The organism is Imhoffiella purpurea, assembly GCF_000585215.1.
Lineage (GTDB): Bacteria > Pseudomonadota > Gammaproteobacteria > Chromatiales > Chromatiaceae > Imhoffiella > Imhoffiella purpurea.
The window spans coordinates 21,853-34,741 of the sequence record NZ_AONC01000006.1; the positions used below are offsets into that span (position 1 = coordinate 21,853).

Annotated in this window: 13 protein-coding genes; 6 read left to right on the plus strand and 7 right to left on the minus strand. The window is 66.0% G+C overall.

The window, feature by feature from the left end; genetic code table 11:
* Both D779_RS02570 and D779_RS02575 read right to left on the minus strand, forming a co-directional pair.
* A complete protein-coding gene (locus tag D779_RS02570) occupies nucleotides 1–483 on the minus strand; it encodes a Crp/Fnr family transcriptional regulator (protein ID WP_043748968.1) in 483 nt (160 codons plus the stop codon).
* A gap of 145 nt (nucleotides 484–628) precedes the next feature.
* Nucleotides 629–1,129, minus strand: a complete 501-nt coding sequence (locus D779_RS02575; RefSeq protein ID WP_043748971.1) for a DUF2939 domain-containing protein — start codon at nucleotides 1,127–1,129, stop codon at nucleotides 629–631.
* Nucleotides 1,130–1,258: 129 nt separating this feature from the next.
* Between D779_RS02575 and D779_RS02580 the strand changes: the two genes are divergently transcribed.
* On the plus strand, nucleotides 1,259–1,897 hold the full coding sequence (locus D779_RS02580; protein WP_232424050.1) for a DUF4126 family protein: 639 nt from the start codon (nucleotides 1,259–1,261) through the stop codon (nucleotides 1,895–1,897).
* Here D779_RS02580 and D779_RS02585 read toward each other — a convergent pair.
* From D779_RS02585 to D779_RS02600, 4 genes are all read right to left on the minus strand, one after another.
* On the minus strand, nucleotides 1,894–2,304 hold the full coding sequence (locus D779_RS02585) for a bacteriohemerythrin (RefSeq protein ID WP_043748978.1): 411 nt from the start codon (nucleotides 2,302–2,304) through the stop codon (nucleotides 1,894–1,896). The genes D779_RS02580 and D779_RS02585 overlap by 4 nt on opposite strands.
* Nucleotides 2,305–2,460: 156 nt before the next feature.
* Entirely contained in the window at nucleotides 2,461–3,594 is a 1,134-nt protein-coding gene (locus D779_RS02590) for a sodium ion-translocating decarboxylase subunit beta (protein ID WP_043748982.1), read from the minus strand.
* A gap of 5 nt (nucleotides 3,595–3,599) precedes the next feature.
* Nucleotides 3,600–5,396, minus strand: a complete 1,797-nt coding sequence (gene oadA, locus D779_RS02595) for a sodium-extruding oxaloacetate decarboxylase subunit alpha (protein WP_043748984.1) — start codon at nucleotides 5,394–5,396, stop codon at nucleotides 3,600–3,602.
* Between the two features lie 94 nt (nucleotides 5,397–5,490).
* Nucleotides 5,491–5,742 carry an OadG family protein gene (locus D779_RS02600; protein WP_043748987.1) on the minus strand — a complete coding sequence of 84 codons (252 nt, stop codon included), beginning with the start codon at nucleotides 5,740–5,742 and terminating at the stop codon, nucleotides 5,491–5,493.
* A 441-nt stretch (nucleotides 5,743–6,183) separates the two neighbouring features.
* On the opposite strand from D779_RS02600, the gene D779_RS02605 reads away from it, so the two are divergent.
* Complete coding sequence (locus D779_RS02605) at nucleotides 6,184–7,053, plus strand: CPBP family intramembrane glutamic endopeptidase (RefSeq protein WP_043748990.1); 870 nt, start codon at nucleotides 6,184–6,186, stop codon at nucleotides 7,051–7,053.
* Here the strand turns inward: D779_RS02605 and D779_RS02610 are convergent.
* Entirely contained in the window at nucleotides 7,050–7,466 is a 417-nt protein-coding gene (locus D779_RS02610) for a LytR/AlgR family response regulator transcription factor (RefSeq protein ID WP_232424045.1), read from the minus strand. The two genes, D779_RS02605 and D779_RS02610, sit on opposite strands and share 4 nt — an antisense overlap.
* A 275-nt stretch (nucleotides 7,467–7,741) precedes the next feature.
* On the opposite strand from D779_RS02610, the gene argH reads away from it, so the two are divergent.
* The 4 genes from argH to D779_RS02630 are packed head-to-tail and all read left to right on the plus strand — an operon-like array spanning nucleotide 7,742 to nucleotide 12,673.
* On the plus strand, nucleotides 7,742–9,139 hold the full coding sequence (argH, locus tag D779_RS02615; protein WP_043748993.1) for an argininosuccinate lyase: 1,398 nt from the start codon (nucleotides 7,742–7,744) through the stop codon (nucleotides 9,137–9,139).
* Complete coding sequence (locus tag D779_RS02620; protein ID WP_043748995.1) at nucleotides 9,132–9,506, plus strand: nucleotide pyrophosphohydrolase; 375 nt, start codon at nucleotides 9,132–9,134, stop codon at nucleotides 9,504–9,506. Before argH ends, D779_RS02620 begins: the two co-directional genes overlap by 8 nt.
* Nucleotides 9,507–9,566: 60 nt before the next feature.
* Entirely contained in the window at nucleotides 9,567–11,954 is a 2,388-nt protein-coding gene (locus D779_RS20895; protein WP_052347737.1) for a PAS domain-containing protein, read from the plus strand.
* A gap of 53 nt (nucleotides 11,955–12,007) precedes the next feature.
* Nucleotides 12,008–12,673 (plus strand): ANTAR domain-containing response regulator, encoded by a 666-nt coding sequence (locus D779_RS02630; RefSeq protein ID WP_094300754.1) that lies wholly within the window; start codon nucleotides 12,008–12,010, stop codon nucleotides 12,671–12,673.
* The last annotated feature ends 216 nt before the right edge of the window (nucleotides 12,674–12,889 follow it).

Consider the following 12,889-nt stretch of genomic DNA (forward strand, 5'->3'; position numbering starts at 1 on the left):
TCAGTATCGTCCCCCGCTCTTGAGCAGATAGTTGCGCATCTCGGCGCTCTCCAGATTCATGCGCATGAGGTTGGCGTGGGTGATGCGGAAAATGGCGCGCATGATCTTGAAGACCAGATGCGGATGGGTGTCGATCAGTGCCTCGAAATCGTCCGGCTCGAGCGTCATCACCTGGCTGTCGGCCTCGGCGCGCAGTCCGGCCTTGCGGGGCGAGCCGTCGACGAAGGCGCGGGTGCCGGCGCATTCGCCGGGGCGCATCCGATAGACCGTCTCTTCGGTGCCGCCGATGCAGCGGCAGACGCAGACGCGGCCCTCGGCGAGCAGGAAGAGCGTGCGCCGCTCGTCGCCTTCCTCGACCAGGCGGTCGCCGTCCGAGAGCGACTCCAGGCCCATCTTGTCGGCCAGGACCTGGCATTCGTTCGGATCGAGTTCGGCACCCAATGCCGATTGCTTGACGGCTTCCGCCTTGTTCAGTGTGTTCATTTCGTGTCTCTCCCGAGTTTCGATGTGGGTTCCTGATCCAGGAGCGGGTCATGCCGCTCGCCGGTGCAATCCATGACGGGAAGTTTACAGCGAACCCCGGCTTCTGGTTTTTTCGATCGTCGCACCTTCGCCGATCGAATGATGCCTATGGGGATCCGGGTCGCCGACCGATATCCGTGATCCGCCGTTCCAGAGCGCGCAGGCTCATGATGATCTGGGTCGCGTCCTCTCCGTCTCCGAGCCGGATGGCGAAGCGGTTCCAGGACTCGAAGAAGGCGTATCGGATTCCGGCGATGAAATAGGCCGGGCGGCGATCCGTAGCGCGTGCGGCCGCCGAGCGGAGCAGTGTCTGGACCCCGCTCAGGTCCAGGCTGTGCTCGATCAGGCTGTCGCTGATCTGGCGTACGCCCCGAGCGATGAGACCGACGAGCGGATCCGTGCCCTCTCCGCGCGGCATTTCGGTCGTGATGCCGTCGGCGAGACGCTGTTTGAAGGCGTCCCGGATGGCAGGCAGATCCACGAAGGGTGCGATGGCCTGAGGGTCCGGCTCGGAGAGCGCCTGATCGATACGCAGGATTCCGTAATAGGGCCAGACGGCGTAGGCGACGAGGACGAAGGAGAGCAGAAAGGCGATGATGCGGCCCATGACCGGGACTCCCTGGATGGCGGCTGCGGAACGATGGGCCATTCTACGGTGGTTTCGGGGGCGCTTATAGATGAGGCGCCACTATAATCGGGTGTCTGACTATCGATGCGAGGCATTGCCGTGGACGAGATGACTCAGACCCTGGCGTTGACGCTCGGAGCCGGTTGGGCGAGCGGCATCAACCTCTATGCCACCGTTCTTCTGCTGGGCCTGCTGGGTGCGACGGGGACCGTGGATCTGCCGCCCGGACTGGATATCCTCATGGATCCGCTGGTGCTGCTGGCGGCGGGCTTCATGTATCTGGTCGAGTTCGTGACCGACAAGGTGCCGGGCGTGGATACCGCCTGGGATTCGCTCCATACCTTCGTGCGGATCCCGGCCGGTGCCATGCTGGCCGCGGGCGCGGCTGGCGATCTGGGGACCGGGGCGGATCTCGCCGCGGCCATCCTGGGTGGCGGGCTCGCCGCGGCCTCGCACGTCGCCAAGGCCGGCAGCCGCGTCCTGATCAATGCCTCGCCCGAGCCGTTCACCAACTGGGCCGCATCGTTCGGCGAGGATGTCGGAGTGGTGGGCGGTCTCCTGCTCGCCGTCAGCCATCCCCTGGTCTTCCTGGTTCTGCTGGCGGTCTTTCTGGCGTTCCTGGTGTGGCTGCTGCCGAAGATCTGGCGTGGGCTGGGGCGTCTGTTCCGCTTCATCGGCCGCTGGTTCGGCGGCCGCGAGGAGCGGGATGCCGGAACGGCCGGTCCCGGCGGGGGGCCGCCGGGCTAGGCCGAGTGCGCCTCAGGGCCGATATGGCTGACCAGCTTCTTGTCGGATCCGGTGGTGTGCAGTGCGAACCATTGGAAGAGGAATTCCACCATGGAGCCCAGGTCGTCGTCCTCCTCCAGCCGGTATTGGTGGATCCGGTTGTCGAGGCTGCTGACGAGCATGGCGTGCTCGCGCTTGTGCGCCTCGTAATCCGGATAGGCGTGGTCGATCATGATGTTCTCTTCGCTGTAGAAATGGAAATCGGCGTATTTGCGGATCTCCGTCAGGAGGCGAAGGATACGTTCGCGCGGCGCCTTCTGGTCGTCGGCGAGCGAGACGTTTCTGATCAGGTCGAGAAAGACCTGATGCTCGTGATCGATACGTGCGTGGCCGACGGAGAATTTATCGTCCCATTGGATGTCGATCATCGGTTCCTCCTGCCCGCGGGGCGTCGGGCGGAATTGGGATGGCGTCTGGAATGCGCCATCGCATCCTGATGGCCGGACGCGGTTTGGTCGATGCGAAGGCGACGCTCGATCCGCTGACGACGAACCGAGCGCCTCACCTGGTCGAGGGAGCGGGAATCAGCTCCCCGTCAGCGCAAGCAGGATGCCGGCCGCGACCGCCGAGCCGATGACGCCGGCTACGTTCGGCCCCATGGCATGCATGACGAGGAAGTTGTGCGGATCCTCTTCCAGCCCGACCTTGTTGACCACGCGCGCCGCCATGGGCACGGCGGAGACGCCGGCGGCCCCGATCAGAGGATTCACCTTGCCGCCGCTCGCCCGGTACATGATTTTGCCCATGAGAACCCCGGCCGCGGTGCCGATACAGAAGGCGAGTGCGCCCAGGACCAGGATGCCGAGCGTTTCGACCGCGAGGAACTTGTCGGCCGACAGCTTGGAGCCGACCGCCAGGCCGAGCATGATGGTCACGGTGTTGATGATCTCGTTCTGGGCCGCGCGGCTCAGGCGCTCGACCACGCCGGCCTCGCGCAGCAGGTTGCCGAAGGTCAGCATGCCGATCAGCGGGGCCGCCGAGGGCAGCAGCAGGGCGCAGAGGATGAGCACCACGAAGGGGAAGAGGATGCGTTCTAGACGCGACACCGGGCGCAGCTGCTGCATGACCACGGCGCGTTCCTGCTTGGTGGTCAGGGCGCGCATGATCGGCGGCTGGATGATGGGCACCAGGGCCATGTAGGAATAGGCCGCCACGGCGATGGCCCCGAGCATGTCGGGCGCCAGACGCGAGGCGAGGAAGATGGCCGTGGGGCCGTCCGCGCCGCCGATGATGGCGATGGATGCGGCCTCCTGGAGCGTGAAGTCGAATCCGGGCAGATAGTTGAGCGCCACCGCTCCGATCAGTGTGGCGAAGATGCCGAACTGGGCGGCCGCGCCGAGCAGCAGCGTCGAGGGGCGGGCGATGAGCGCGCCGAAATCGGTCAGCGCCCCGACCCCCATGAAGATCAGCAGCGGGAAGACCCCCGTCTCCACGCCCACGTGGTAGATCTGTCCGATCATGCCGTCCGGACCGCCGATCCCGGCGACCGGGATGTTGCTCAGCAGTGCGCCGAAGCCGATCGGGACCAGGAGCAGCGGCTCGAACTTCTTGGCGATCGCCAGATAGATGAGCACGCAGCCGATGGCCATCATCAGGAGCTGGCCCCATTCCATGTTGGCGAGGCCCATCGACAGCCAGAGTTTCTCCATGACTTCCATAGGTGTCAGCCCAGAACCATCAGCGGGGTGCCGAGGGCGACGGTGTCGCCTTCCTTGACCCGGATCTCGGCCACCTGGCCCGCCCATGGCGTGCGGACCTCGGTCTCCATCTTCATCGCCTCGAGGATGACGACGACGTCACCGGCCGCGACCGTCTGGCCCGGCGTGACGCAGAGCCGGACGATGTTGCCGGCGAGCGGCGTCTCGACCACCTGGGTGCCCGTCGGTGCCGCCGCTGGAGCGGCGGCGGCCTGTGCTGCGCTCGGGACGACCGAATCGACGGCGCCCTGAGGGGAGACGCGCACCTCGTAGGCGCGGCCGTTGACCTCGACTCGATACTGCTCGGGACCGCCGGCCGGTGCCGCGGTCGGGGTGGCGGCGGGCGCCGGAGCGGCCTCCTGGATCTCCCAGGGGCGCGGTTCGAAGGCTCCCGGGTTGTTGCGATTTTCGAGGAACTTGAGACCGACCTGGGGGAACATGGCATAGATGAGCACGTCGTCCACGACCTGGTCGACCAGATCCAGGCTGCGCTCGCGGGCGATGCCCTCCAGCTCCTCGGTCAGGCGGTCCAGCTCGGGCGGGAGGTCGTCGGCCGGGCGGCAGGTGATGGGTTCCTCGCCGGACTGCAGCACGCGCGACTGGAGCTCGGGATCGACCGGGGCAGGGGTGGCGCCATAGGCCCCCTTGAGCACGCCCGCCGTCTCGTTGGTGATGCTCTTGTAGCGCTCGCCGGTGAGCACGTTCAGGACCGCCTGGCTGCCGACGATCTGCGAGGTCGGGGTGACCAGGGGCAGATAGCCGAGTTCCTCGCGCACCTTGGGGATCTCGGCCAGTACCTCGTCCAGACGTTGCTCCGCGCCCTGTTCGCGCAGCTGGTTCTCCATGTTGGTGAGCATGCCGCCCGGCACCTGGGCGACCAGGATGCGCGAGTCCACGCCCTTGAGCGAGCCCTCGAAGCGCGCGTACTTCTTGCGTACCTCGCGGAAATAGGCCGCGATCTCCTCCAGCAGCTCGAGCTTGAGGCCGGTGTCGCGTTCCGTGCCCTGCATGATGGCCACCACGGACTCGGTCGGGGAATGGCCATAGGTCATGCTCATCGAGGAGATAGCGGTGTCGACCATGTCGATCCCGGCCTCGGCCGCCTTGAGGATGGACGAGGTGCTCAGGCCGGTGGTGGCATGACACTGCATGGCGATCGGGATGGAGCAGGTCTCCTTGAGACGGGTCACCAGATCCTCGGCGACATAGGGCCGCAGCAGCCCGGCCATGTCCTTGATGCAGATGGAGTGACAGCCCATGTCCTCCAGACGGCGCCCCATGTCGACCCAGTAGTCGACGTCGTGGACCGGGCTGACCGTATAGGACATGGTGCCCTGGGCGTGGGCGTCCGTGTTCAGGGCGGCATGGACGGCCCGCTCCAGATTGCGCAGATCGTTCATGGCGTCGAAGATGCGGAAGACGCCGATGCCGTTGATGGCCGCGCGCTCGACGAACTTCTCCACCAGATCGTCGGCGTAATGGCGGTAGCCGAGCAGGTTCTGACCGCGCAGCAGCATCTGCTGCGGCGTGTTGGGCATAGCGGCGCTGAGCTGGCGCAGACGTTCCCAGGGATCCTCGCCCAGGTAGCGGATGCAGGCGTCGAAGGTGGCTCCGCCCCAGGACTCCATCGACCAGTAACCGACTTGATCCAGCTTCTCCGCGATCGGGAGCATGTCCTCGATGCGCATGCGGGTCGCCAGCAGCGACTGATGGGCGTCGCGCAGGACGACTTCGGTGATACCGAGTGGGATGTTCTGATTCATGGCATGTTTCTGCGTGTTCGCGCCGATCCCGGCCTCGGGCCGTGGGTCAGGCGTCGTCGGTGAGGGTTCGGGACTTGCCGAGGCGTGGCCTGCCTCAGCGATGGCCTCGACGGTAACGCGCGACGGCCGCGCCGATGACCGCGATCAGGTCATCCGAATCGGACGCCGGTGGATGCGGGAGTGGGCTGGGGCTCGGGACCGGGTGCGCTTCGGCCGGAACGATGCGCTGCGCGACGGACGACACGAGCTTGAGGATGCCCACCAAAAGCAGCAAGAAGCCGAAAACGATGCCCATGCCGATCATCATCAGGCGCAGGCTCTCCATCATCAACGTGCTCTCACTCATGACTCAAGGCTCCAACAGATTGCGTGGTCGGTTCGTCGCCGTTCGTTGGGACAGCTCCGCCGTCGGTGCGCCGACGGTGCTGGCGGCGAGCTCGACGGATGCCGCATTCGGCGCATGAATGACCACGCAGACCTCTACCCGGGAATTCGGCGAATCCAACCGCCCCAGACGGCATTGAAGGCGGCGAGGTTAACCGCGAAGTCTCTGATCGGCAAGATTTCTGTCAGCCCGCCGTGATCTCGGAACCCGCGGATCGGTGAGCGAGCCGTGATAGAATCCGGCTCCCGAGGTGGCCGTCGCCCGTCCTTTCCACATCCCGTGCGATCCTTTCTCCCCCAGAGATCCGCCGTTGCCTCACGGCCGTTCGCGGCCATGGATCGGGTCCGAAAGGGTCCTGTCGGTATGTACCCGGCGGCACGATGCCGTGAGCGACATGACAGCATGAGAATAACAGCACGCTTCTTCGTTTTTCTGTTCGTCTGTCTGCTGACGGCGGCGCTGCTCACCCCGCCGCTGATGTCGACGGATTGGATCGCCATCGAGCCGCATCGCGTCATGGGGCGTCTGGCCCAGCTGTTCATTCTGCTCGGTCTGTGGCCCATGCTCGTCGCCCTGAGACTCGACGATCGCGCGTCGCTCGGATATCGCCCGAAACGCGCCGAGCTGCTGCGCAGCCTGGTGACCGGCTGGTCGATCGGGGTCGCGATCCTGATCCTGCTGGTGGTGGTGCTGCTGGTTCTGAAGATTCGCGTCCCGGATCCCGGGGTCGAGATCTGGCCGGGATTCGCCGGGAAGGCGCTGCAGGCGTTGATCGGAGGGCTTCTGATCGGGGTCCTCGAGGAGACCTTCTTCCGCGGGGCGCTCTACACGGCGATACGGCGCCGCGACGGTCTGCGCTCGGCGGTGATCTGGTCGTCGCTCCTCTATGCGGCGCTGCATTTCATGAAGCCCAGCGCGCTGCCGGCCGGGACGGCGCTCGACTGGGCCGGGGCGCTGTCGATGTGCCTCCACGCCGTTCTCGATCTCTTCCAGTGGAAGAACCTGGATTCCCTGCTCGCGCTCTTCCTGGTCGGCGTCTTCCTCTCGCTGGTGCGCGAGCGCAGCGGACATATCGGCTGGTGCATCGGGATGCATGCCGGCTGGGTCTTCGTCATCCAGTCGACGCGCCGTCTGACCGACGGCGATCCGGCTTCGCCCTGGAGCTTCCTGGTCGGGGACTACGACGGCACCATCGGTCTGCTGGCCGCGGCCTGGATCGGCGCGCTGGCCTGGCTCTTCTGGCGGTTTTCGGCGCGGATGCGCTCCGCCTAATCGGTCTGCCGGTCGCGCTGGCCGAGCCAGCGCCGGATCTGGGCCAGATGCCGCCGGCTGACCTGCAGCCGATCGGGGCAGTCGTGAAGCCGAGCCCAGGTGGTGCCGTCCGAATGCTTCTCGAGACCGAGAAAACGGTTGCGCGCCACCAGGGCGTTGCGGTGGATGCGTACGAACAGATCCGGGAATTCCTGTTCCAGCGAGCGCAGCGACTCGTCGATCAGCAATTCGCCGCCCAGATGTTTCACCGTGACGTATTTGTGGTCCGCGCGCAGATAGATGACGTCGCTCAGATCCACCGAGCGAACCCGGCCGCGGTATTGGGCGCTGATCCGGCCGCGTCGCATCGGATATGGGGGCGCGTTACGGCCGATATCGCTGTCCGCGCGCAGGTGTCGTAGGCCTTCCCGCATTGGAGATGTGTCGTCAACGGCCAGAATCTTCATGCTGATGTTCCGCCTCCATGGAATGAGTCGTGTACGCGCAAAGATAGCGCAACCGCATAAATAGTGATTTCTTCGTGTGGAAGGAACCCCTGGGCGGCCTATTTCGCTGCCGGGCCGTGTGTCATGTTCGTCTCGAACCGGTCCCGGGTGCCTGATCCGCGGTGTCCGGTGTGTCTCTCCGTGCCCCATCCGGCGAAACCCAGCGTGTAGAATTGGTTCTTTGCCTTTCGCTGGAACGACCGATGCAAGACTCCAATTCCGCCTCGAAACCCTGGGCCGGGCGCTTCAACGAGCCCACCGATGCCTTCGTCGAGGCATTCACCGCCTCCGTCGACTTCGACCGCCGGCTCTATCGCTACGATATCCAGGGCTCGATCGCCCATGCCTCCATGCTCGCCCGCCAGGGGATCCTGACCGAGGCCGAGCACGACGCCATCGTGTCCGGTCTGGAGGCGGTGCGCGCGCGCATCGATGCCGGGGACTTCAGCTGGTCCATCCCGCTCGAGGACGTCCACATGAACGTGGAGTCCGCGCTCACCCAGGACATCGGCATCACCGGCAAGAAGCTCCATACCGGTCGTTCGCGCAACGACCAGGTCGCCACCGACGTGCGGCTCTGGCTGCGCGACGAGATCGACACCATCCGCGCCGAGATCCGGCGTCTGCAGCTGGCCCTGCTGGACCTGGCCGAGCGCGAGGCCGAGACCATCCTGCCCGGCTTCACCCATCTGCAGGTCGCCCAGCCCATCACCTTCGGCCACCACATGCTGGCCTGGCTCGAGATGCTGGAGCGCGACCGCGAGCGTCTGGCCGATTGCCGCCGCCGGCTCAACGTGATGCCGCTCGGCGCCGCCGCCCTGGCGGGGACCACCTATCCCATCGACCGGCACTACACCGCCGAGCTGCTGGGTTTCGACCGTCCGGCCGAGAACTCGCTCGACGCGGTCTCGGATCGTGATTTCGCGATCGAATTTAGCGCCGACGCGGCCATTTTGATGATGCACCTGTCACGTTTCTCCGAAGAACTCGTTCTGTGGTCGTCCGCCCAGTTCGGATTCGTGGAGCTTTCCGACAGTTTCTGCACCGGCTCCTCCATCATGCCGCAGAAAAAGAACCCGGACGTGCCCGAGCTGGTGCGTGGCAAGAGCGGACGCATCTTCGGTCATCTCATGGGATTGCTGACACTGATGAAGGCCCAGCCGCTGGCCTACAACAAGGACAATCAGGAGGACAAGGAGCCGCTGTTCGACACGGTCGACAACCTCAAGGGTTCGCTCAAGGTGTACGCCGACATGATGGCCAAGGTCCGCTGCAACCGCGAGCGCATGCGCGAGGCCGCCAAGCAGGGATTCAGCACCGCGACCGACCTGGCCGACTATCTGGTGCGCAGGGGCATCCCCTTCCGCGACGCCCACGAGATTGTCGGCAAGGCGGTCGCGCTCGGGGTGCGCGAGGGTCGGGATCTGGCCGAGCTGACCCTCGATGAGCTGCGTCAGTTCTCCGCGGCGATCGGCGAGGATGTCTTCGAGGTGCTGACGCTCGAAGGGTCCGTCGCTGCGCGCGACCACCTCGGCGGGACCGCGCCGGTCCAGGTTCGGGCCGCCGCCGCGCGGGCGCGCGAACGGCTGACTCATGGCTGACGGCTCGGATCGGCCCGACAGCCTGGACCGCCTGAATGCCCGTCTCCTGGATTTCGCCCGCGAGCGCGACTGGGAGCCGTTCCATTCGCCCAAGAACCTCGCCATGGCCCTGGCCGGCGAGGCCGGCGAGCTGCTCGAGCACTTCCAGTGGCTCACCGAGGCGCAGAGCGCCGCGCTGGACGATGAGAAGAGGCGCCGGGTCGCCCACGAGCTGGCGGACATCCTCATCTATCTGATCCGGATCTCCGAGCGGCTCGGGGTCGATCTCATCGCCGCCGCCGAGGAGAAGATCCGCATCAACGAGCGTCGATATCCGGCCGACAAGGTGCGCGGCGACGCGCGGCGGGCCGAGGAGTACGGGGACTGAGCCGGCCCGCGGTGTGCGTGTCCATGCCGTCATCGAGTCTGTAGTGGGGCTTGAGACCTAATGAATGACATCCTTGACCCGGAAGGATCGCATCCTTGCGAGACAGCGGATTCGAGCCGGGAGGATCTCGCCGAACCCTATCGGCGGCTCGCGAGCCATGGCGGGCCCCAGCTCCAGCGCGTCACCGACGCCTTGCCCGCGCTCATCTCCTATATCGATAACGAGATGAGATACAGGTTCGTCAACAGGGCCTATACCCGGCTGCTCGGCTTCGAGCACGAGAGGGTCCAGGGGCATCGCGTCGCCGATGCCCTGGGGCCGGAGATCTACGATCAGCTGCGGGTCTATCTCGAGACCGCCCTGGCGGGCCGTGAGGTGGCCTATCGGTTCAGCTACGACCACCCGACTCGCGGGCGGCTCCATTTCGAGGGCTCCTATCTGCCGCATCGCGACGGCAACGGACGGGTCCTGGGGCTCTATTCCCTGGCTCGCGATATCACCCGTCAGACGCTGGTCGAGTCCGAGCTCGGGCGTCGGGACGGTATCCTCTGTGCCGTGGCCAATCTCTCGCAGCTGTTCCTCAAGGCCAATCGCTGGACCCATGTCATGGCCGATGCGCTGGAACAGCTCGGTCGAGCCGCCGGGGTCAGCCGTGCCTATCTGTTCGAGGGATCGCGCGACCGCGACTGCGGGCATGGCTGCCGCCTGGGCTACGAGTGGTGCGCGGAGGATCTGGAGCCGACCCGGGCGCGGTGGGAACGACTCGAGATCGACTGGCGGGCACTGGACCTGTGGCACTGGTATCTCGTCCTGAGCAGCGGTGGAAGTCTGAGCTGTCTGCGTCGCGACTATTCGCCCGCCGAGGAGCGGTTTCTGGTTCCTTTGGGGGTGAGATCCCTGCTCCTGGTGCCGCTCTTGGTCGACGGCGTCTTCTCCGGATTCCTGGGCTTCGACGATTGTCACGAGGAGCGGGTCTGGTCGCTGCCCGAGGTCGCGGCGCTCCAGTCGGCGGTCGCCGTGATGGCGGCGGCGATCGAGAAGGCGGACATGGGCCGGCGTCTGGCCGAGCGCGAGCGTCGCTATGTGCTGGCCACCGAGGCCGGCAGGGTGGGGGTCTGGGAATGGGATCTGAGCACCGACAGGGTCTTCAGCGATCCTGTTCTGCACCGCATCCTCGGTTGCGTCTCGGGCGGCATCGATGCCGATGCCGATGCCGATGTCGATCATCTGATCGCCTCTCTGCCTCCTCGGGACCGCTCGTCCGCCAGCTTGCTGCGCCGGAAACTGGAGAGGGGCGAGTTGACCGAGTTCGATCAGTTGCTGCGCGTCCCCGGACGGAGCGGCTTCGATCTCTGCCTGGCCTTTCGCGGTACCCTGGTGCGCGATTCCGCGGGAATGCCCTCGAAGGTCGTCGGGACCGCCATCGATCTCAGCGATCGGCATCGGGTCGAGGAGGAGCTGCGCCGGGCCAACGACGAATGGTCCAAGACCTTCGACACGGTTCCGGATCCGATCCTGATCCTCGATGTCGAGGGCCGGATCCTCAAGGTCAACCGGGCCTGTTCCGAGCGGTTCGGCAGCGGTATCGAGAGCCTGATGATGCGTCTCCACCGCGCCGTTCCGACGCTCGGCGGTCAGGGTGGGCAACCCCGCGTCAGCGAGATCGAGGAGGACGGACCGGGGCGTCTTTTGCGCGTTACAATGTCCCCATTGTACGATCATGCGGAGCGGCTCTGCGGCTGGGTTCACGTCATCCACGACATCACCGATCGCCAGCGTGCCGAGCGCGATCGGCTGGCCAAGCTCGAGCGGCAGCGCGATGTGCTGGTGCGGGAGGTGCATCACCGCATCAAGAATCATCTCCAGGGGCTGATCGGGCTGCTCTCGCTGGGCGCCAGCGAGCAGACCGGGTGCAGCGGCGTCATCGCCGGGGCGGTCGCTCAGGTGCAGTCGATCTCCGCCGTCTATGGGCTTCAGAGCCGCGATGCCGGGTCGGACGTCTGTTTTCGCGAGATGCTCGAGGCGATAGTATCCAACGTCAAGGGGTTCAGCCCGGTTCCCCTGCTGCTGGCCCCCGAGGAGGCGAGCGGGCGCGAGCCCCGCATCGCCCGCGACAAGGCCGTGGTACTGGCCCTGGTGGTCAACGAACTGCTCGTCAACGCCGTGAAATGGAGCACGCCGGATACCGCTGGCTGTCCGGTCGAGCTGACGCAGCGCAACGATCGGGAATGGCTGGTCCTCGTCATCAGCAATGCGGGCGCCCTGCCGGCCGGGTTCGATTTCGATGCCGGGCGGGGGCTGGGAACCGGACTCGAGTTGTTGCGGGACATGCTTCCGCATCAGGGGGCGCGCCTCTCGATCGAGCAGCTCGAGGGGCGGGTCGCGGCGACGGTGCGCATGGGGCCGCCGCTGCTGATCGATTCTCCGGCGATGGATGCTTCGGCATGACTCGCCGGAAGGCATCGTCGGTCATGAATGGGATGCTCGGCTCACGAGGTGATATGTACACATCGACACTGTTGGTCGTGGACGATGATGAGGTCGTGCTGGCGACCTTCGGCAAGGGTCTTCGGGATGCCGGTTTTCTCGTGGAACTGGCCAGCTCGGGTTCCGAGGCCCTGATGAAGGCGAGGTCGGATCCCCCCGATCTGGCGATCCTGGATCTGCGCATGCCGGGGCTCTCCGGGGTGGATACCGCCGATCTGATGCGTGAGATGGGGGTCCCCGTCGTCTTCCTGTCGGCCTATGACGATCGGGAATCGGTCGAGCAGGCGGTCAGCCGCGGGGCGCTGGGCTATCTGGTCAAGCCCATCGACGCGGTGCGGGCCATTCCCGGTATCCGGACCGCCCTGGAACGGGCCCGAGAGATTCGCGATCTGCTCGAGCAGAAGGAGCGTCTCGCCCATGCCGTCGATACGGGCAGTCTGGTCAATGTCGCGATCGGGATACTGATGGAGCGTCACCACATCGGCCGCAACGAGGCCTTCGAGACGATGCGCGAGCGATCGCGCAACGAGCGCCGCAAGGTGCGCGAGGTGGCCGTCGACGTGCTGAACGCCTGGCAGCTGATCAACGATCTGCGTCCCTCGGCTCCGGGCGGGTCGGAGGAGTCCCCGCTCCCCTCGCGCGGCCGGCAGGGCAAGAAGGAGGCGGGACGCTCTGGTTGATGCCTCGGGGCGCGAGCCCGGTTGAACCCGGGTTGGCCTCATGCTATGTATTGATCCGGCCGATCGACGGTCGGTGCTCGAGTCACGGAGGACCCTGACCCCGACGTCCTCCGGTCTCTCGGTCCGCGTCCCCTGTCCCCGGACGCCTCTCGCCTTGAACGACCGCCCTTCCCCCGCGGCCTTATCCATACTGGTGTGCCGATGGATGAGCACGAT

Coding starts and splice junctions, on each gene's coding strand:
- D779_RS02600 (WP_043748987.1), bottom strand. CDS start 5,742: ATGAGTGAGAGCACGTTGATGATGGAGAGCCTGCGCCTGATGATGATC.
- argH (WP_043748993.1), top strand. CDS start 7,742: ATGCAAGACTCCAATTCCGCCTCGAAACCCTGGGCCGGGCGCTTCAAC.
- D779_RS02630 (WP_094300754.1), top strand. CDS start 12,008: ATGTACACATCGACACTGTTGGTCGTGGACGATGATGAGGTCGTGCTG.
- D779_RS02575 (WP_043748971.1), bottom strand. CDS start 1,129: ATGGGCCGCATCATCGCCTTTCTGCTCTCCTTCGTCCTCGTCGCCTAC.
- D779_RS02605 (WP_043748990.1), top strand. CDS start 6,184: ATGAGAATAACAGCACGCTTCTTCGTTTTTCTGTTCGTCTGTCTGCTG.
- D779_RS02620 (WP_043748995.1), top strand. CDS start 9,132: ATGGCTGACGGCTCGGATCGGCCCGACAGCCTGGACCGCCTGAATGCC.
- D779_RS02610 (WP_232424045.1), bottom strand. CDS start 7,466: ATGCGGGAAGGCCTACGACACCTGCGCGCGGACAGCGATATCGGCCGT.
- D779_RS02570 (WP_043748968.1), bottom strand. CDS start 483: ATGAACACACTGAACAAGGCGGAAGCCGTCAAGCAATCGGCATTGGGT.
- oadA (WP_043748984.1), bottom strand. CDS start 5,396: ATGAATCAGAACATCCCACTCGGTATCACCGAAGTCGTCCTGCGCGAC.
- D779_RS02585 (WP_043748978.1), bottom strand. CDS start 2,304: ATGATCGACATCCAATGGGACGATAAATTCTCCGTCGGCCACGCACGT.
- D779_RS02590 (WP_043748982.1), bottom strand. CDS start 3,594: ATGGAAGTCATGGAGAAACTCTGGCTGTCGATGGGCCTCGCCAACATG.
- D779_RS20895 (WP_052347737.1), top strand. CDS start 9,567: ATGAATGACATCCTTGACCCGGAAGGATCGCATCCTTGCGAGACAGCG.
- D779_RS02580 (WP_232424050.1), top strand. CDS start 1,259: ATGACTCAGACCCTGGCGTTGACGCTCGGAGCCGGTTGGGCGAGCGGC.